General features: G+C 47.4%; 15 protein-coding genes. 6 read left to right on the plus strand and 9 right to left on the minus strand.

Annotation, left to right across the window (positions count from 1 at the left end; all coding sequences use genetic code 11):
• Nucleotides 1-83: 83 nt before the first annotated feature.
• The 4 genes from ACO0KY_RS18745 to ACO0KY_RS18760 all read right to left on the minus strand — a co-directional run bounded on the left by ACO0KY_RS18745 (nt 84) and on the right by ACO0KY_RS18760 (nt 6,257).
• On the minus strand, nt 84-389 hold the full coding sequence (locus tag ACO0KY_RS18745) for a hypothetical protein (RefSeq protein WP_423048637.1): 306 nt from the start codon (nt 387-389) through the stop codon (nt 84-86).
• Between the two features lie 156 nt (nt 390-545).
• Nucleotides 546-4,289: a methionine synthase gene (metH, locus tag ACO0KY_RS18750; protein WP_423048639.1), complete on the minus strand. Its 3,744-nt coding sequence runs from the start codon at nt 4,287-4,289 to the stop codon at nt 546-548.
• Between the two features lie 321 nt (nt 4,290-4,610).
• Nucleotides 4,611-5,567, minus strand: coding sequence for a TerC family protein (locus tag ACO0KY_RS18755; protein ID WP_423048641.1), 957 nt, complete (start codon nt 5,565-5,567; stop codon nt 4,611-4,613).
• 3 nt (nt 5,568-5,570) lie between these two features.
• On the minus strand, nt 5,571-6,257 hold the full coding sequence (locus ACO0KY_RS18760) for a Bax inhibitor-1/YccA family protein (protein WP_423048643.1): 687 nt from the start codon (nt 6,255-6,257) through the stop codon (nt 5,571-5,573).
• A gap of 193 nt (nt 6,258-6,450) precedes the next feature.
• Between ACO0KY_RS18760 and nhaR the strand changes: the two genes are divergently transcribed.
• Nucleotides 6,451-7,353: a transcriptional activator NhaR gene (gene nhaR, locus ACO0KY_RS18765; RefSeq protein WP_423048645.1), complete on the plus strand. Its 903-nt coding sequence runs from the start codon at nt 6,451-6,453 to the stop codon at nt 7,351-7,353.
• Between the two features lie 155 nt (nt 7,354-7,508).
• Here the strand turns inward: nhaR and ACO0KY_RS18770 are convergent, their stop codons facing one another.
• The 4 genes from ACO0KY_RS18770 to def form a co-directional block, all read right to left on the minus strand.
• Complete coding sequence (locus ACO0KY_RS18770; RefSeq protein ID WP_423048647.1) at nt 7,509-8,081, minus strand: FlgO family outer membrane protein; 573 nt, start codon at nt 8,079-8,081, stop codon at nt 7,509-7,511.
• Nucleotides 8,081-8,656, minus strand: a complete 576-nt coding sequence (locus ACO0KY_RS18775) for a hypothetical protein (protein ID WP_186912074.1) — start codon at nt 8,654-8,656, stop codon at nt 8,081-8,083. Before ACO0KY_RS18775 ends, ACO0KY_RS18770 begins: the two co-directional genes overlap by 1 nt.
• Before the next feature lie 173 nt (nt 8,657-8,829).
• Entirely contained in the window at nt 8,830-9,828 is a 999-nt protein-coding gene (fmt, locus tag ACO0KY_RS18780) for a methionyl-tRNA formyltransferase (RefSeq protein ID WP_423048650.1), read from the minus strand.
• The gene (def, locus tag ACO0KY_RS18785) at nt 9,825-10,352 is read right to left on the minus strand and encodes a peptide deformylase (protein ID WP_186912076.1); all 528 of its coding nucleotides are present in this window, start codon (nt 10,350-10,352) and stop codon (nt 9,825-9,827) included. The genes fmt and def overlap by 4 nt, the downstream gene beginning before the upstream one ends.
• A 159-nt stretch (nt 10,353-10,511) precedes the next feature.
• On the opposite strand from def, the gene ACO0KY_RS18790 reads away from it, so the two are divergent.
• The 5 genes from ACO0KY_RS18790 (at nt 10,512) to ACO0KY_RS18810 (ending at nt 18,907) form a co-directional block, all read left to right on the plus strand.
• The gene (locus ACO0KY_RS18790) at nt 10,512-11,630 is read left to right on the plus strand and encodes a LysM peptidoglycan-binding domain-containing protein (RefSeq protein ID WP_423048652.1); all 1,119 of its coding nucleotides are present in this window, start codon (nt 10,512-10,514) and stop codon (nt 11,628-11,630) included.
• A gap of 35 nt (nt 11,631-11,665) precedes the next feature.
• On the plus strand, nt 11,666-12,772 hold the full coding sequence (gene dprA, locus ACO0KY_RS18795) for a DNA-processing protein DprA (protein WP_423048654.1): 1,107 nt from the start codon (nt 11,666-11,668) through the stop codon (nt 12,770-12,772).
• A gap of 238 nt (nt 12,773-13,010) precedes the next feature.
• Entirely contained in the window at nt 13,011-13,475 is a 465-nt protein-coding gene (locus tag ACO0KY_RS18800) for a DUF494 family protein (RefSeq protein ID WP_186912079.1), read from the plus strand.
• A 169-nt stretch (nt 13,476-13,644) separates the two neighbouring features.
• Nucleotides 13,645-16,230, plus strand: a complete 2,586-nt coding sequence (locus ACO0KY_RS18805; protein ID WP_186912080.1) for a DNA topoisomerase III — start codon at nt 13,645-13,647, stop codon at nt 16,228-16,230.
• Between the two features lie 103 nt (nt 16,231-16,333).
• Nucleotides 16,334-18,907: a DUF1631 family protein gene (locus tag ACO0KY_RS18810; RefSeq protein WP_423048657.1), complete on the plus strand. Its 2,574-nt coding sequence runs from the start codon at nt 16,334-16,336 to the stop codon at nt 18,905-18,907.
• A 53-nt stretch (nt 18,908-18,960) separates the two neighbouring features.
• Here ACO0KY_RS18810 and ACO0KY_RS18815 read toward each other — a convergent pair.
• On the minus strand, nt 18,961-19,156 hold a 196-nt coding region (locus tag ACO0KY_RS18815; protein ID WP_423048659.1), incomplete at its 5' end, for a hypothetical protein.

Here is a 19,156-nt window from a genome sequence, read left to right on the forward strand (position 1 = left end):
AGTATAGACTTTTGCCTGAAAACTGGTTTTCAGCTAAACCTTCGTCACGCGTCCCACCACAAAATTGCGACTAAAACGGCGGATTAGTCTTGTCGTGATTTTAAATTCTGATTTGCCAATTTCTCGACCAGCACATGCTCGCATAGTTTAAATACGAGATAAAACATCATGGCGGCAATCGCATTTCTGATGATCTCAAATAACTGTTGCAAGCCTCCATCGATAAGACCTGCCCACCCATTGCTGCTGATGTATTCGGCGTTGGCTAAAATCACTTTGGCGAGGTCGACACTGAGTATGCCAAAACCCAGAAAACTGCTGGTCAAGAGCACAAATGTCCATACCGGATGAGCGCTTAACCAAGAAGAAAGTTTGCCTTGTTCTGCCATGGTAGATCCCTTTGCAAAAAAATGCAGGTTATCGGAACAGTCTGATACTTCCTTGGTAAAACAAGTGTGCCTGAATTTCAACGACGATAAGTGCTATTTTCAAAAAACGTTTAAAAATAGCGCTTAGTGTTGCTCATTTTTTACTGAACCCAAAGTTTATAGATTCGGCGCTAACCAGCGTTCCACTTCTTCTTTCGCTACAGATCTTCTGGCTGCCATATCACTGACCTGATCGTCACCAATTTTACCGACGCTGAAATACTTGGATTCGGGATGAGCGAAGTAGAAACCGGATACCGCAGCGCCAGGGATCATCGCCCAGGATTCGGTGATGTGCATGTCAATTTCTTCGCACTGCATTTGTTGGAACATGGCAGTTTTGACCGTATGTTCAGGACACGCCGGATAGCCAGGTGCCGGACGGATGCCCTTGTAGCTTTCCTGAATCAGTTCTGCATTCGTCAAATTTTCATCGGCAGCATAACCCCACAAATCTTTGCGTATACGTTCGTGCAGATATTCGGCAAATGCTTCTGCTAATCGATCGGCTAATGATTTCAGCATGATGCTGCTGTAATCATCATGTGCATCTTCAAAACGTTTTTCGTGCTTTTCTATACCCAAACCTGCAGTAACTGCAAACATGCCTATGTAGTCAGCGATGCCGCTGTCTTTGGGCGCGATAAAATCCGATAAACATTGGTTAGGGCGAGCCACGCCATCAATCACCGGCTTTTCAGTTTGCTGGCGGGTGCCGTAATAAGTGAAAGCTACGTCATGGCGGCTATCGTCGGTATAGATTTCTATGTCGTCATCATTCACCGTATTGGCAGGTAACAATGACACCACGCCGTTGGCGGTGAGCCAGCGCCCTTCGATGATTTTTTTCAACATTGCCTGACCTTCAGCGAATACCTTGCTCGCTGCTTCACCAACCACTTCATCGGTCAAAATCGCAGGATACGGACCTGCCAAATCCCAGGTCTGGAAGAACGGACCCCAATCGATGTAATTGGCAAGCGTCGCGAGATCGACGTTTTTAAATACGCGACGACCGATGAACTTTGGTTTGACAGGTGTATTGGCGCCGTCGAAGCGGAGCTTCATTTTATTGGCACGGGCTTGTGCCAGTGTCACCATTGGCGTGGCTTTTTTGTTCGCGTGTTGCACGCGGATACGTTCGTAATCTGAGCCTAAATCAGCGATGTATTGGTCGCGGCTTTCTGGTGTCAGCAAGGACTGCGCAACCGATACCGAGCGTGATGCATCCGGCACGTAGACCACCGGACCTTCGTAATTCGGCGCGATTTTGACGGCCGTATGAGCGCGACTGGTAGTCGCGCCACCAATCATCAGCGGTATCTTCATCATGCGGAAATGCGGATCGCGTTGCATCTCTTTAGCGACATAGGCCATTTCTTCGAGTGATGGCGTGATCAATCCTGACAGGCCAATGATGTCGGCGTTTTCTGCTTTCGCTTTCGCTAAAATTTCTGAACACGGCACCATGACGCCCATGTTTACCACTTCAAAGTTATTACATTGCAAAACCACGGTGACGATGTTTTTGCCGATGTCATGCACGTCACCTTTGACGGTGGCGATGACGATTTTACCTTTGGGTTTATTGTCGCCGCTGCGCTTCTTTTCTTCTTCGATGAACGGCACCAGATGTGCTACCGCTTGCTTCATTACGCGTGCTGACTTCACCACTTGTGGCAAAAACATTTTGCCCTGACCGAATAAATCGCCGACGATATTCATGCCCGCCATCAGCGGACCTTCAATGACTTGAATTGGGCGACCACCGCTGTTCATGATTTCCTGGCGTGCTTCTTCGGTATCTTCGACAATCCATTGCGTAATGCCATGCACCATCGCATGTGCCAGTCGTTTGCCAACTGGTTCGCTACGCCATTCCAGCGTGGCTTCTTCTTTTTTGCCACCGGCTTTTAGGGTGGCGGCAAATTCAATCATGCGCTCAGTCGCGTCTTCACGGCGATTGAGCACCACGTCTTCCACGCGTTCGCGTAATTCAGAATCAAGTTCGCTATAAACGCCTATCATGCCGGCATTGACGATGCCCATAGTCATGCCAGCTTGAATCGCGTGATATAAAAATACGGTGTGAATTGCTTCGCGTGCGGGGTCGTTGCCACGGAAAGAAAAACTGACGTTCGAAACACCACCGCTGATTTTTGCGCCTGGCAGGTTTTGGTGTATCCAGCGCGTTGCTTCGATAAAATCCACCGCGTAATTATTGTGTTCTTCAATGCCAGTCGCGACCGCAAAAATATTCGGATCGAAAATAATATCTTGCGGATCAAAATTCAGCGCATCGACCAACAAACGGTACGCGCGTTCGCAAATTTCAATTTTACGTTCGTAAGTATCGGCCTGGCCTTTTTCATCAAATGCCATGACGATGACAGCTGCACCATAACGTTTGCACAGTGTTGCCTGACGCAGGAATTCCGCCTCGCCTTCTTTCATGGAAATTGAATTGACGATGGCTTTGCCTTGCACGCATTTCAAACCAGCTTCAATCACCGACCATTTCGACGAGTCGATCATCAAAGGTACGCGTGCAATATCCGGTTCCGATGCGATCAGATTCAAAAAGCGTGTCATCGCGGCTTGTGAATCGAGCATTGCCTCATCCATGTTGATGTCGATGACCTGCGCGCCATTTTCCACCTGTTGACGTGCAACGGCTAATGCTTCGTCGTATTGCTCATTTAAAATTAAACGGGCAAAGGCTTTGGAACCCGTGACGTTCGTTCGCTCGCCAACATTGACGAACAGCGATTGCGCATCAATGGTAAATGGCTCCAGCCCCGACAAACGCATTGCTGGTTCTATCGTCGGCAAGACGCGCGGTGCCTGGGTTTGCAGAATATCGGCAATCGCCTTAATGTGCGGTGGCGTGGTACCGCAGCAGCCACCAGCGATGTTGATGAAACCTGCTTCCGCAAATTCTTTCAGCAATGCTGAGGTATCGGCAGGCAACTCATCAAAGCCTGTATCGCTCATGGGGTTAGGCAAACCGGCATTTGGATAAATACACACAAAGGTGTCGGCGATTTTGGATAATTCTTCTGCATACGGACGCATCAGCGCTGCGCCCAAAGCGCAGTTCAAACCGATGGTCAGCGGTTTAGCGTGGCGCACAGAATTCCAGAATGCCGGTACAGTTTGACCTGACAAAATCCGTCCTGATGCGTCGGTTACCGTTCCAGAAATCATAATAGGCAAGGTCTTGCCAGTTTCTTCAAAATACTGGTCAATCGCAAACAGGGCAGCTTTGCAATTGAGCGTATCAAAAATGGTTTCAACCAGCAGCACGTCCGCATCGCCTTCAACTAGGCCGCGGGTTTGTTCCAGATAGGCGGCCACAAGTTGATCGAATGTGACATTACGTGCGGCTGGGTCATTCACATCAGGAGAAATCGATGCAGTTTTTGGCGTAGGCCCCAGAGCACCTGCGACAAAGCGTGGTTTGTCGGCGCTCGAATATTTGTCACACGCAGCACGCGCAATTTTTGCCGCTTGCACGTTCATTTCATAGGCCAGATGGGCCATGTGGTAATCGTCTTGTGCCACCGTGGTCGCACCAAAGGTATTGGTTTCGATCAGGTCGGCGCCAGCTGCCAGATATTGCTCGTGGATTTCTTGAATGATATGCGGCTGGGTTAAGGTCAATAATTCGTTATTGCCTTTGACGAATAGCTCTTTGCCGGGAACGACAAAATCTTTAAAGCGCTCGCCGCGATAGTCTTCTTCAGTCAGCTTGTAGCGTTGGATCATGGTACCCATCGCACCGTCCAGTATCATGATGCGTTGTTGCAAAATTTCACGCAAACGGATTTCGGTGGCAGAGACTGGCAGGGATAAGTTCATGATGTTCACTCGCTAAAAGCAAAAAACCCGATCGGCTTGTGCATGCAGGCGGATCGGGCGACGTCCTTTTAGCAGCACTTATTACGCGCCCGCAATCTGAATCTCAAATCGGCGCTGGAAAAAAATAATTATACGTCAGATCAAGGGCTTGGACGCATGATGGTGGGTTTTTACGGGTTTTTGCTTATACATTGTGGTTACATGGATATGCGTTCTTTGCTTAAGAGCGAGCGAGAACCAGTAATACGGATCAATTATTGATAAAAAAGGGCATATCCTTTATAAAAAGATATGCCCAAAGGGAAATCAATACAATGCTTATCAGATCTTGTGCTGATTGCGGCTGGTTAATAAGCTAGCAACGACGGAGCCACCAAGGATGACACCAATGACCATGAGAGACACGTCGGTAGGCACATGCATCCATTCAACGATCAGCATTTTGATGCCGACAAACATCAGTACGAATGCCAGACCAAATTTCAATAAATGGAAACGATCCGCCATGTCCGCCAACAGGAAATACAAAGCACGCAAGCCCATGATGGCGAAGATATTCGAGGTGAACACAATAAACGGGTCGGTCGTTACAGCAAAAATGGCCGGGATCGAGTCAACCGCAAAGATCACATCTGAGACCTCAATCAGAATTAACACCAACAGCAAAGGGGTGAAAAACCGTTTTCCGTCTCGTTTAATGCTGAATTTCTCTTCATGAAACTCATTGGTAAAGGGTAGAAACTTCTTAGCTAACTTCAATACCGGATTGTTTTCGACATCTGCCTCGTGATTTGAAAACAACATTTTTGCGCCAGTGATGAGCAAGAAGATGCCAAACAAATACATCACCCAGGCAAACTGCGTCACGACCCAACTTCCTGCCAAAATCATGATGATGCGCATGGCGATAGCACCAACGACACCGTATAGCAGGACTTTACGTTGGTACTGGACAGGTACAGAGAAGTGACCAAAGATCAGCAAAAACACAAACACATTGTCGACTGATAGTGATTTTTCAATCACGTAGCCAGTCAGAAATTCCATGGCTTTTGCGGTGGCGATTTCTGTACCCGCCGTTTGCTTCAGATAGAACCAGAGACCGGCATCAAAGCCTAATGCCAGGCTGACCCAGATGACCGACCATACCGCCGCTTCCCGTATGCTGACTTTGTGTGCACGTGAACCACCAAGTGCGAAGACATCGACCGCCAGCATGGCAAACACAAAGCCTATGAAGACAACCCACATCCAGGGTTCTGCGACAGAATGCAACATGGTTTAGTCTCTTTCTACAAAGCCCAACAACTGTAACAAGCTGATGAACAGGTTGAAAATGGTTACGTACAGATTGACAGTAGCCATGATGTAATTTGTTTCGCCGCCATTGATGATATTGCTAGTTTCAAACAAAATCATGCCAGACATTAATAACACCATGACTGCAGAAATAGTCAACGATAACGCGGGGATTTGGAAGAAAATCGCACCCAGACTAGCTACCAGAACCACGATCATGCCTGCCATCAGGAATCCGCCCATAAAGCTGAAATCGCGTTTGCTGATCAGCACGTACGCGGATAAGCCCATGAAAATCAGACCAGTCATGCCCATCGCTGTCATCACGATAGAAGCGCCGCCAGGTAAGTGCAAATAGTGACTCAGGATAGGACCAAGGCTATAACCCATAAAACCAGTTAATGCGAATACGGACAAGATGCCCCACGCGCTATTACGCAGCTTAGTCGTTGCAAAAAGCAGACCAAAATAGGCAACCAGAGTCACGATGGAACCCGGACCAGGAATGGCGTAGGCAATGGTTAAACCTGCGGTCAACGCAGAAAACAGCAACGTCATCGAAAGCAACATATATGTGTTGCGTAAGACTTTCAAACTCTCGCTCGCTGTGCTGTCGACATAGTCAACAGTTTGCACGTCACGTGCAGTGGTACGACCTGTGATTTTCATACGTTTCTCCTGAAATAATGAAGACATGAATGCAAATTTTGCAAATTGATGCAAATACAATTGTCTTTGCCCTTTATTAGAAGGGATAACACAAGTTTAGTTGCAAGTGAATTGAAATAAAAGTCGAATATAATTGATAAATACTTCGTAAAATTCGATGTATTTCATTTTCAGGCTAATTTTCAGGCTAAACATGTCCAATTTAAATTACAAACATTTGCACTACTTTTGGGCCGTTGCTAAAGCGGGTAGTATCGCGCGCGCCAGCGAGCAACTGCATCTTACTCCGCAAACCATCAGTGGACAGTTGAGTTTGTTTGAGCAGAACCAAGGAGAGACCCTATTTCGTAAAAATGGGCGCAATCTTGAGTTGACCGAAGCAGGTCGCCTGGTTTTGAGTTACGCTGAGGATATCTTTGCACTGGGGCAGGAGCTCGAAGAAGTATTGCATCATCGCCCCACCGAACGCACTTTGCAGTTACGGGTTGGCGTGTCCGATGCATTGCCAAAAATCGTCGCCTACAAGCTTTTAGAGCCCGCCATGCAATTGCCACAGACCCTGCGTATCAATTGCCGCGAAGGGAAATTTGATGTCTTGTTGGCTGAATTGGCTGCCCACAAACTCGACGTGGTAATCTCAGATAGCCCGATGCCAGCGAATGCAAAAGTCCGTGCCTATAATCATCTGTTAGGCGAGTCGGGGGTGAGTTTTTTTGCGACGACGGCGTTGAGCGAGCAATATCCGCAGAATTTTCCATTCTGTCTGGAAGCGGCGCCCTTTTTAATGCCGGGTGAAGATGCAGCAATGCGTTCGCGTTTATTGCAATGGATGGATCTGCAAAATCTGCATCCACGAATTGCTGGCGAGTTTGACGATAGTGCCTTGATGTGTGCGTTTGGCCAGGCTGGTGCTGGTATGTTTGCCGCACCAAGTGTGATCGCCGATATGGTGATGCGCCAGTATGATGTGAAACTGATAGGTAGCACCGAGGGTATATGCGAGCAGTTTTATGCCATTTCCGTTCAGCGCAAATTAACCCATCCGGCAGTCTTAGCGATCAGCCATGCGGCGCAAGGTGCGATGTTCAAAACTTAATTGCAAATAACAAACGGAAGGGGGAGTATCAACCAAATTACTCTCTGTCGCATTGAAATAATTGGGCGAGAGAGTTACTAATTTTTATACTGGCGGGGAGTATTTATACTACTTCCAGCCTCACTAAAGGCTGGAAGTAGTGTCGGGACGCTATCTTAGTGGCGACCGAGCAAAGACTTGACAGTTCTGTCCATTGGCAAAGCGTAGTCGTAAGTGCTGAGAACGATGTTGTCACCTGGACGGATCAATTTCAGATTAACGAAAACCATTTTTTCGCTTTCCGCATAGGTACCAACGATTACTGCCTGAGCGCTATGATCCTGTGCGACTTCTTTAATTTCGCGGGTCAGCAATAATTCACCAACGTTTTGTTTAATGAAGACTTTATCGCGGAATTTCATTTCCACCATTTGATAACCGGCACGGGTAAATTGTCCTGAAACTTGTTCAGCCACAATACGCCCAAATGGTGAAGACTCTTCCAGCGCATTGATGTTAGCCAGTGTAGCGATGATCAATGGACGAGATTTATCGAGAGAGTTACCAGCCGCAGCAATCAAAGCCGTTGCTGCTTTTTGGTTGGTAGGGATAAATTCATTGGTTTCCGCTTCTTTCCAGGACAGCGCCGCAGCAGAAGTGCCAGAAGAATTGATCCCGAAATTGCCCATATTTGAGCATCCGCTAAATAACACGCCGCAGCTAACAGCAAGTACAAGTTGTTTAAACATTATTGGCCTCCGGTAATTTTAAATTTAAATTCAGCATCTTTGTTATACAGCGAAGCATCGTATTCATTGACAGGATATGCATCGGTGCGACGAGTAACGTATTGAGAATTTTTGATCAATGATGTTGTCACGATGACTTCGTAAGTCGGTTGCGCTTCTGATCCGCTTGTTGATGAGCCAAATCCAGATATGCCGAGGAAATGACGATTTTCGGTCTTATCTGAGGAGAAACGAACTAACTGTGTATCAATGTCAACAATTTGTGCCGTACCATCACTGAATTTTCTAACTGTTACGCCTTGATTGACGAGGGACGTGACAACCTGGTTATAAAACGCCTGCGCAAATTTGCTGCCATCATTTGGTGGCGTAACAAATACTGGCGCTCCAATTTTGTCTGTGCCGATCTTAATTTGATTTGCGACGTCCTTAGCAATCAACAGCCAATTCGACGCCACATGTAGCTCAGATGGCTTTTCTGCCGCAGGACCAGCTGTATTTGCGGCGTCATAAAACGGAGTGGAACAACCCGCCAGCAGCATAGCCGCAACGGCAACGGGTAAAAGTTTCTTCATGCGCTTACCTTTTTAAATTCTTTTCAGTATCGTCACGGCTGAAAATACTCGTGATGACCGATATTGAGCCTAAGAGAATACAACAAGTCTTAATCGACAACAAAGAATTTGCTCTGCACCAACAAGTAAACGCTGGTTTTCGATCTGAATGCGTAACTTGTTGGTGAATTTGTTCAGAAGCTGTCGTTTTTTTGCTGCACTGATGATGATTTTAAGGCGAACGAACTTCCGCAAGGGAGTGGGAATCCTTGCAGAAAATCAGCCGCAGGCAAGCGCTTTCCACCAGGTTTTTGTAATTCAGTGAGTTGTAAGCAGCCTTCTCCGCAGGCAACAGTGATGCCGTCATGCGCCGAGGCGCTCAGGACTGTACCTGGTTCCACATCGTGGCTGCTTTTGGCAACGGCATGAGCGGCAAAAATCTTAATCGCTTTGTCGCCGTATTGTGCATGGGTGCCAGGGAATGGATTAAATGCGCGGATTTTTCTGGCCAAAGTGTCGGCCGATTGCAGAAAATCCAGACTTGCTTCTTCTTTGCTGATTTTGGCGGCGTAAGTGACGCCCTGCTCTGGCTGTACTGTTGCGGGCAACTGACCTTGTTCAAGCAAGTGCAAGGCTTCCACAATCATTTTCCCACCCATAGCCGCAAGCGTATCGTGCAAACTACCGGTTGTGTCTGTGTCTTTGATCGCAACGCTTTGAGTCAACAGCATAGGGCCAGTATCTAAACCCTCTTCCATTTGCATGATCGTGATGCCGGTTTCAGTGTCCCCGACTTCAATGGCACGATGAATAGGTGCTGCTCCACGCCAGCGTGGCAATAATGAACCATGAATATTCAGGCTCCCCAAACGCGGGATATTGAGAACCGACAAAGGCAAGATTAAACCGTATGCCGCAACGACCATGACATCATGTGGCGTACTGTGTAATAAGGCGTGCGCTTCGGCTGCAACTTCAGGGTATTTGCCGTCTAAACGCAACGATACCGGCTGCGCCACTGGTATGTTGTGAGCGAGCGCATATTGTTTGACGGCTGATGCCTGCAATTGCATGCCGCGTCCCGCCGGACGATCGGGTTGGGTTAACACCAACACGATTTCATGCCCCGCCTGATGTAAGGCGGCCAGCGCTGTCGCGGCAAATTCCGGTGTGCCGGCAAAAATCACCTTCATCTGCGGTTTGCCTCTTTGCGAGCGATTTCGCGCTCTTCTTTGATCATCTTGGTTTTGATGCGATTGCGCTTCAGTGGCGACAGATATTCGACAAATACTTTACCGAGTAAATGATCCATTTCATGCTGGATGCAGACCGCAAGCAGGCCATCGGCATGGATTTCAAATGGATTGCCATTCGCATCGAGCGCCTTAACTTTGACCTCGGCCGGGCGTTCTACGCCATCGTAGACGCCAGGAACGGACAAGCAGCCTTCATCGTAGACTTTCTTTTCCGCACTGGCCCAAGTGATTTCAGGGTTAATAAAAACTTGTAACTGATCGTTCGTTTCTGACGTGTCAATCACGACCAGTTGTTCATGGACATCTACCTGGGACGCAGCCAAGCCGACACCGGGTGCGTCGTACATGGTTTCCGCCATATCGGCGATGAGTTTTTGTAAATTTTCATCAAAAACAGTAACCGGTTTTGCCTTTTTATGAAGGCGCGGATCGGGATAACGCAATATATTTAATATGGACATAAGACTTTTCACAACAAGCCGATGAGGCAATTGCGTAGTTTTTCTTGCTAGTTCAAGGATTTATGGGCAGAATTTGATTCAATTTGGCAAGTTTTGCAAGCGTTTGCCTGCATGCGAGCCGGTTTGCTGTTTTGCAGCATTTTGTATCGGATAATGTACATGAAAAAGTTTAGCACAATCACCGCCATCCTCGTTGCTGGTATTTCATTTGCACCTGGAGTTTCGTTTGCGACCCCCGCTGATGCCAGCATAGCGCAGGCACAGGCAGTAGCAAATAGTAGTAAATGTACATTTTTACCAGATGCGCCGGATAAGCACGAGGTTGTCAAAGGAGACACTTTGTGGGCGATTTCAGCGCAATTTCTGAAAAATCCGTGGTGCTGGCCGCAAGTCTGGGGAATGAACAAAGAAGATATTCGCAATCCGCATTGGATTTATCCGGGGCAAATTGTGTATTTCGATCGCGTCAATCAACGTTTGCGACTTGGTAATGTGTCTGGTACCAATGGTGCTGGTGGGGGCGTCCCCAGTGTGAAGTGGACACCTCATTCGCGCGTAGAGGGATTGGGTGTCGATGCGATTCCGTCTATTCCTTCATCCGTGATTGAGCCATTCTTGTCGCAGCCACTGATTGTGGAACGTACTACGTTGGACAGAACGCCGCGTATTGTTTCTGCCAGTGAAAGCAGAGTCAATCTTGGTCAGGGTGAGAAAGCCTATGTGCGTGGTGATTTGGATGGCGGTACCTCGTTTCAGGTGTTTCGCCCTGGTGTAGCATTGAAAGATCCGGAAACTCAAGCCGTGATCGGTTACGAGGCTGCGTTTGTCGGTACCTTGAAATTGGATCGTGAAGCGGGCGACGAAGGCGATGTTCACACTTTCATCGTCGTCAATTCCAAAGAAGAAATGTCGGCTGGTGATCGGTTGTTACCATTGCCGCCAACGCCAATTTTGAGCTATGTACCACATCCGCCTTCAGATGATTTGAGAGCGCGCATCGTCAGCGTGTATGGTGGCGTGTCGGTGGCAGGTCAAAATCAGATTGTGACGATTAACCGAGGTAGTGAGAGTGGCGTTGATGTCGGTACCGTCATGGCCTTGGAACGCCACGGCGTCACCATTCGAGACCGAACTGATGACAATCGTGAGGTGAAATTGCCAGATGAACTATATGGCAATGTGTTTATTTTCCGCGTTTTTGACAATATTTCTTATGGCTTGGTCATGCAGGTCAGAGATTTTGTTAAGGTTGGTGACGTGGCTCGGTCTCCGCAGTAACAGCCGCGCTATGCATTACATAATAGGATGTTAATTTGTATCCGGACTTCTCCCCCTGGTTGCGACTGGAGCAAACACCAGGGGTTGGTGCCGGAACAGCGCGGAAGTTATTGACCGCATTTGGTCTGCCTGAACAGATATTTGCATGCAGCTATGAACAACTGGCTGCCGAAGTTGGCCCCAGAATTGCTAAAGCGTTACTTCAACCCCCTTCCCCCGCCTTGTTGGCGCTGACAGAAAAAACGTACGAGTGGTGTCAACAAGCTAATAATTATGTGTTGACGCTCGCTGATAGCAACTATCCATCAGCTCTGTTGGAAATTCCTGACCCTCCGGTCGTGCTGTATGTCAAAGGCTGCCTTGATTTACTGTCATCGCCGGGAATTGGTGTGGTTGGTAGTCGTCATGCAACCGCGCAGGGCATACGCAATGCAGAGTTGTTTTCAGAAACTCTCAGTCATGCCGGACTGACCATTTCCTCAGGGTTGGCTGCTGGCATCGATGCTGCTGCTCATCAGGGTGCATTGCGCGGCATGGCTTCTACAGTTGCGGTGATAGGTACTGGCGCTGATATTGTTTATCCTGCCAGAAATCGCGAGCTTGCCCATGCTATAGCTGAATCAGGTTGTATAGTGAGTGAATACTCACTTGGTTCGCCCGCGTTGGCGTCCAATTTTCCACGCCGCAACCGCATTATTTCTGGTCTGGCACTTGGTGTGCTGGTTATTGAGGCTGCGGCACAATCCGGCTCTTTGATCACGGCACGCATGGCAGTTGAACAAGGGCGTGAAGTATTCGCGATCCCAGGTTCTATCCATTCACCCTTGGCAAAAGGTTGCCATCAACTGATTAAGCAAGGGGCGAAATTAGTTGAGTCTGCACAAGATATTTTAGAAGAACTGAAATTCTCACTACCCAAGCTTAAAGATCTTTCTGGAACAACGCCTGAAAGTGAGTTGTCGCATGTGAACATTCCCGCCTCGGGTTTATTAGCAAATATTGCATTCGATCCGACACCAATGGATACGCTGGCGCTGGTGAGTGGTTTAGATATGGGATGTTTGAATGCTCAACTATTAAACCTGGAGTTAGATGGGCAAATTGAAGCGTTACCTGGCGGACTTTATCGTCGCCTGGCTTGAGTTGGCAAACACGGTCTTCCCCAAGAATTGTACTTTATTTGTTGCTGAACTTCGATCTCGGACTGTTGCATCAGTTTATCCTGATGATAGGAGGTATTTTTTAATATTTTAATGATCACGATAATTTCCTGTATGTATGCGAGCATACTCAGTGAGGGTATACATAATTGCAGAAAACTCTGTCGTAATCGCACGTAAAGGACTTGTCCGAAACCTCAGCAACAGATACAGTAGTGCCATGTTTGATATTCTTGTTTACCTCTACGAAACTTATTACCGTCCTGACGCATGTCCGGACACGGCAGCATTAGTGAAAAAATTGTCTGCTGTTGGTTTTCCCGAAGACGAAATTTCTGAAGCGTTAGACTGGCTCACAGGCTTAGCCATGACGACCGATCAGACTCAACCTGCGCCTAAGAGCTCCACAGGCTTTCGCGTATATGCGCCGATCGAGGTTTCCGCTTTAGGAACCCAGGCGATAGGTTTTATTCAATTTCTTGAATCTGCTGGTTTATTGACTTCTCTGCAACGTGAAATTGTTATTGAGCGAGCGTTGGCAGTGAATGAGTCGCCCTTGCCTTTGGATAAGTTGCGCATCATCGTCCTGATGATGTTGTGGAGCCAGGGCGCGGAACCAGATATGTTGATGTTTGATGAATTATTGTTGTCAGATGACGACAATGCCACCCGCCTTTTACATTAATCATTTCAATATTCAGAGATTTCTGACAAAAATCGCATATTGATTGCGATTTTTAGACTGTCACGCTTATCATTCCCCGCTAATTTAGGTTAGTCTTACGCTTATTTACGGAAAATGTTGCACATTCGACATTGTTTCCTTGCACAGAACACCATTCGAGAACCCCGAAATGACAAAAACGCTCATCATTGCCGAAAAACCCTCAGTCGCCGCCGATATTGCGAAAGCCTTGGGAGGTTTCACCAAGCATGATGATTATTTTGAATCCGACGATTATGTGCTGTCATCAGCAGTCGGTCATTTATTAGAGATCACTGTTCCCGAAGAATACGATGTCAAGCGCGGCAAATGGAGCTTTACCCATTTACCGATGATCCCGCCCTACTTCGCATTGAACCCGATTGCAAAAACGGAAACGCGCTTAAAAGTGCTGACGAAGTTGATTAAACGTAAAGATGTATCCGCACTGATCAACGCATGTGACGCGGGTCGCGAGGGAGAATTAATTTTCCGTTTGATCGCCCAGCATGCAAAAGCAAAACAATCAGTGAAGCGCTTATGGTTGCAGTCGATGACACCTGGTGCCATCCGAGACGGATTTCAGAAATTGCGTAGCGACGACGACATGATGCCTTTGGCAGATGCCGCGCGTTGCCGTTCCGAGTCCGATTGGCTGATTGGCATTAATGGTACCCGTGCCATGACCGCATTCAACTCCAAAGAAGGTGGTTTCTACCTGACCACGGTTGGACGCGTACAAACGCCAACCTTGTCTATCGTGGTTGAACGCGAAGAAAAAATAAAGAAATTCGTATCCCGTGACTTTTGGGAGGTTCGTGCCGAGTTTGTCTGTGCGGCCGGTATTTATGAAGGTCGCTGGATGGATCAGCAGTTCAAAAAAGACGAACACGATCCAGAGAAAAAAGCTGAACGTCTGTGGAGCAAACTGGCTGCCGACACCATCGTTGCCGCTTGCCGTGGACGCCAGGGCAATGTGACTGAAGAATCCAAGCCAGCGACACAGATGGCGCCGGGTTTGTTTGATCTGACGAGTTTGCAACGCGAAGCGAATGCGAAATTTGGTTTTTCAGCAAAAAATACTTTGGGTCTTGCACAGGCGTTGTACGAAAAACACAAAGTCCTGACTTATCCACGTACCGATTCGCGCCATTTGCCCGAGGATTATCTGGATACGGTCAAGCAGACCTTGAGTACCATTTCTGAGAACAACAACTACTATCAGTTTGCCAGCCAAATTTTAAAAAGTAATTGGGTTAAACCGAATAAGCGGATTTTTGATAATACTAAGATCAGTGATCACTTTGCGATTATCCCTACTGGTCAGGCACCGAAAAACTTGTCCGAACCTGAACAAAAATTGTACGACCTGGTGACGCGTCGCTTTATGGCAGTGTTCTTCCCGGCCGCAGAATTCCAAGTTACAACCCGTATTACCGAAGTCACAGGTCATCACTTTAAAACCGAAGGCAAAGTCATGACCAACGCTGGTTGGTTAGCGATTTATGGCAAAGAAGCGCTGGAAGAAAAAGATACCGAAGGTAAAGGCACCCTGGTTGCCGTCGCGAAGGGTGAAAAAGTATTGGCAGACCAAGTTACATCCCATGGCCTGGTCACAAAACCCCCCGCTCGTTATAGCGAGGCGACTTTATTGTCGGCAATGGAAGGTGCCGGAAAACTGGTCGATGATGGCGACTTGCGTGATGCAATGGCTGGCAAGGGACTGGGTACGCCGGCGACGCGTGCTGCGATTATCGAAGGTTTGTTGACCGAAAAATACCTGCTTCGCGAAGGCCGTGAATTGATGCCGACCGCTAAAGCTTTCCAATTGATGACTTTATTGCGCGGTCTTGGCGTCGACGAACTGACTTCACCAGAGTTGACTGGCGAGTGGGAATACAAACTATCGCAAATGGAAAAAGGCAAAATTAGTCGCGAAGAATTTATGCGCGAAATTGCCCAAATGACCCAAATTATCGTTAAGCGTGCCAAAGAATACGACAACGACACCATTCCTGGTGACTATGCGACCTTGCACACACCTTGCCCACATTGTGGTGGCGTGGTGAAAGAAAACTATCGTCGTTTCGCTTGTACCAAGTGTGAATTTTCTATGAGCAAAACCCCAGGCAGTCGCCAATTCGAAGTGGCTGAAGTTGAAGAGCTCTTGGCAAAACGTGAAATCGGGCCACTGCAAGGCTTCCGCTCTAAAATGGGACGCCCGTTTGCGGCTGTCTTAAAAATTGTGGCCGATACCGAGCACAATAACTTAAAGCTGGAATTTGATTTTGGTCAGAGTCAGGATGATGGTGAAGACGGTGAGGGCATGGACTTCAGCACCCAAACATCACTCGGGCCGTGTCCTAAGTGCGGTAGCGGGGTCTACGAAATGCCACTGAATTATGTATGCGAAAAATCCATGGCTAAGCCAAAAGCTTGTGATTTCCGCAGTGGTCGTATTATTTTGCAACAAGAAATTTTGCCTGAACAAATGGTGAAATTACTGGTTGATGGCAAAACTGACTTATTGCCAGGCTTCGTTTCTCAGCGTACCCGTCGCCCTTTTAAAGCCTTCCTGGTCAGAGCAAAAGACGGCAAGGTTAGCTTTGAATTTGAAGAGCGCAAAGCTAAGGCGCCAGCAAAAGCAAAGTCCAAAGCCGCGGACGCCGGTGATGCTGAGGTGGAAGTTAGCACACCAGTGAAAAAAGTTGCTGCACGCAAAAAGAAAGCTGCCTGAGTCGGATTTTTTTAGCCAGAAACTTGCCTTAGTTTACATAAAGTTGCAAACTAAGGCTGGCATTCTGTATATTGTATGAAGTAATTTATGCAATAGGATCAGTATGCAGCCGAAGGAACTATTAACACGTACCCGTTCAGAATTTTTCACGACGTTTCAAAATGCGATCCAACATATCGTAGCACCTGCTATTGAGACCATGTTTGCTAAGGCGAATTCTTGCAATTCGCCGTCAGAGCAAACCGAAATTTTCCGCGCTCGTGCAGCGCTGCAAGAACATCGTGAAATGCTGGTGCAACAATTGAGCCTGAATTTGGATCAGTTGCTCGACCGAAGCTTAGAAACAACTTACCAAAATTTCCGTCCATCTTCCTCTGCGCTTTCTTTGTCGCTCGATAATATCGGTTTGCTTGATTCATCGACTTTTGAAAGCTCCCTGCGCTTTAATAACATAACCCAACTCTTCCGCGATGCCGCAGGGCAGGAATTGGTTGATTTGAATATCCGTCTGGCAGTTCTGTTCGGGCAAGACGATATCTGTGAGCGGGAAAATCCTTTCCGCCCTTACCTGATCGCGCGTTGCATATCATTATCGGTTGAGGCATTAAAATTGCCACCAGAACAGACGGCGATATTGATCACCCAGATCGGTGAAACACTCAGTAGCAATGTTCTTGAAATGTACCAACGTGCAAATGCCAATTTGGCAGAACAAGGAATTAGTGCGCAATTAGTATTGAAAATAAACAAAACCCCAGAAAGCTTGCCCTCACGTTCAAATGTTTCTTCTGTGTTTGCCGATACACAGCAACATCATTTGGGTGTTGGTCGTCCTGTTCAGAAAGAATTTTCTGCGCCTGCCCCTTTTCGGGCCGCGGCACAAGATGAATTCCCTGAACTGATGACCAAACCGGCCATCAACATAGAACAATTATTTCTCGCAGTACGTGGTCGCGCAGGATTCTCCAAAGCACCCCAAGATCAGATTGTGCTGAGTGAACATGAATCACATTCATTAGGTTGGTTGGAGGGCGGTGCTGGTCTTGGTGACATGTTACGCATTGCTTTCGGCGCTGAAGAAGACTTAAGCTGGGAGAGTAAATCGAGAACACGGCCACCCATACAAACTTCAAGTTTGCGCGGAAGTTCTGGTAGCCAGAATTTATCAGTAGTGCGTCAATTGGTGCATCAATTGCAGGTCGCACATGAAGCGACGATATCCGCAGGGAGCGGAGCCGCTGCGGTTACAAAATTTTCTTTTGCGGGATTAGATTTTCCAGCAATTGTTGGTCAGATGCATAAATTGCTGACACCGCCGATAGCGAAAATGTTGAACGAGCATGGCGAAGTCAGAAATCTGATCCACGAGCAGCGCGAAGTATTGTTTCAGTTGGCGCGGACTACTGTGGAGCAAATGAGCATCGATGTCGTGGCAATGGTATTTGAGTCGATCTTGTTTGATTCCGTGTTGCCCATCAATTTGCGTGTGCAGATTGGGCGTTTGCAATTTTTGCTTTTGCAGTTAGCGCTCTCTGATCAAGAATTTTTGAGTGGTAAGCAGCATCCTGCCAGAATGTTACTCAATCGTATTGCGACTGTTGCTTTGGGTGTGCAATATGTGGAATCCAGCGCAGAGCAGTTTGAGCAAGAATTCGGGCGTATCTTCAAAACTCTGGGCAAGCACGATTGTGAAATTCCAGGTCTGTTTGAAAGAATTTTGAATCGCTTTGACACCTTCGTCATGCGCGAGTTACGCATACAAGACAAAGTAATCAGACGCACTGTCAAATCAATAGAAGAAGCGCAGATACGATATAGCCAATTTGAACAGACTTCACGTACACTTAAAGCAGCTTTGGCAGTAATGAACTTGCCACCACAATTTTTAGCCTTTCTTGAGAATGAATGGGTGCGGGCGATCAATCTGGCAGATCGCAGAGAACCAGAGTTGGCACAGCGTTTCAGAAAATTTGTACCCGAAGTAATCTGGAGTATTCGTCCAAAGCGGAGTAATGAAGAGCGTCAGCAGTTTTCGGTTTTGTTACAGCCAATGCTGGAAAGTCTGCGCTTTGGCATGGACATGCTCGGATGGGGGCAGTTTAAACAAAATGCTTTATTGAATTGGCTCAATGATGCACATGGGCGCGCATTGAAACCAGGGGACGAAGCCGTTTCAGATTTGTCACTGGAAAAAATGTATGCGATTTTTGACGAGTTTGTAAATCAACCGCCAGTCGTCATTTCTGAAATTGCCACAGAAGACAAATCTCCGGAAATGCAGAAATATTTATTAAATATTCTGGAAGAACTCGGATTGACCGTCACGATGCTCGATGCAGATAGGGCTGGCCTTCGAGATTCAAACGATGGAATGATACGCCTCAGCAAGCCTGTGCGCGCCGTCGATACGCAAGAGTTGCGTTCCCGACTTATTAGTGGTGTCCCAATTGAAATGAATCTGGACGGTATCTTTTACCGGGGCTGCGTACATTGGGTCAGCCCGGGTACTAATAGCATGGTACTTAGTTTTAAATCACATGAAGCACCGGCCGTTATTTCAATAGATGGCTTCTGCCAGCATTTGACTCACGGCACCGCACGCATGGTCGAAAGCGCGAGTTTATTCGACCGTGCGATTGCATCTGTATTAAAGTCCGCGGACGCGCTTGACCGTTAGTCATATTCCCCGGTTCAAATTCAGTGTAAATAATTTACGTTACTCCCTTGCTTTCAAGGGGTGAACTTTGCTATAGTTCGCCTCCCGCTAAAACGGGAAGTAAGAAAGAAGCAGCAGCCAGCAACTCCGGCGGTTTGATTTGATGAAATTGACGCGAAAGCGACAACATCTGCATAAGATGCATCGAAACGAACAGCAAAAGCAATCAGGGAGTTGACAGGGTAAATAAAGTGCTGCATAATCTCGCTT

The organism is Undibacterium sp. Dicai25W (assembly GCF_049340505.1).
GTDB lineage: Bacteria > Pseudomonadota > Gammaproteobacteria > Burkholderiales > Burkholderiaceae_D > Undibacterium > Undibacterium jejuense.

What these genes read in the sequence shown, in the direction of transcription:
- def (WP_186912076.1), bottom strand. Translation starts at nt 10,352, where the DNA reads ATGTCCATATTAAATATATTGCGTTATCCCGATCCGCGCCTTCATAAA.
- ACO0KY_RS18805 (WP_186912080.1), top strand. Translation starts at nt 13,645, where the DNA reads ATGACAAAAACGCTCATCATTGCCGAAAAACCCTCAGTCGCCGCCGAT.
- metH (WP_423048639.1), bottom strand. Translation starts at nt 4,289, where the DNA reads ATGAACTTATCCCTGCCAGTCTCTGCCACCGAAATCCGTTTGCGTGAA.
- ACO0KY_RS18760 (WP_423048643.1), bottom strand. Translation starts at nt 6,257, where the DNA reads ATGAAAATCACAGGTCGTACCACTGCACGTGACGTGCAAACTGTTGAC.
- ACO0KY_RS18755 (WP_423048641.1), bottom strand. Translation starts at nt 5,567, where the DNA reads ATGTTGCATTCTGTCGCAGAACCCTGGATGTGGGTTGTCTTCATAGGC.
- ACO0KY_RS18770 (WP_423048647.1), bottom strand. Translation starts at nt 8,081, where the DNA reads ATGTTTAAACAACTTGTACTTGCTGTTAGCTGCGGCGTGTTATTTAGC.
- fmt (WP_423048650.1), bottom strand. Translation starts at nt 9,828, where the DNA reads ATGAAGGTGATTTTTGCCGGCACACCGGAATTTGCCGCGACAGCGCTG.
- ACO0KY_RS18810 (WP_423048657.1), top strand. Translation starts at nt 16,334, where the DNA reads ATGCAGCCGAAGGAACTATTAACACGTACCCGTTCAGAATTTTTCACG.
- ACO0KY_RS18790 (WP_423048652.1), top strand. Translation starts at nt 10,512, where the DNA reads ATGAAAAAGTTTAGCACAATCACCGCCATCCTCGTTGCTGGTATTTCA.
- ACO0KY_RS18775 (WP_186912074.1), bottom strand. Translation starts at nt 8,656, where the DNA reads ATGAAGAAACTTTTACCCGTTGCCGTTGCGGCTATGCTGCTGGCGGGT.
- ACO0KY_RS18745 (WP_423048637.1), bottom strand. Translation starts at nt 389, where the DNA reads ATGGCAGAACAAGGCAAACTTTCTTCTTGGTTAAGCGCTCATCCGGTA.
- ACO0KY_RS18800 (WP_186912079.1), top strand. Translation starts at nt 13,011, where the DNA reads ATGTTTGATATTCTTGTTTACCTCTACGAAACTTATTACCGTCCTGAC.
- nhaR (WP_423048645.1), top strand. Translation starts at nt 6,451, where the DNA reads ATGTCCAATTTAAATTACAAACATTTGCACTACTTTTGGGCCGTTGCT.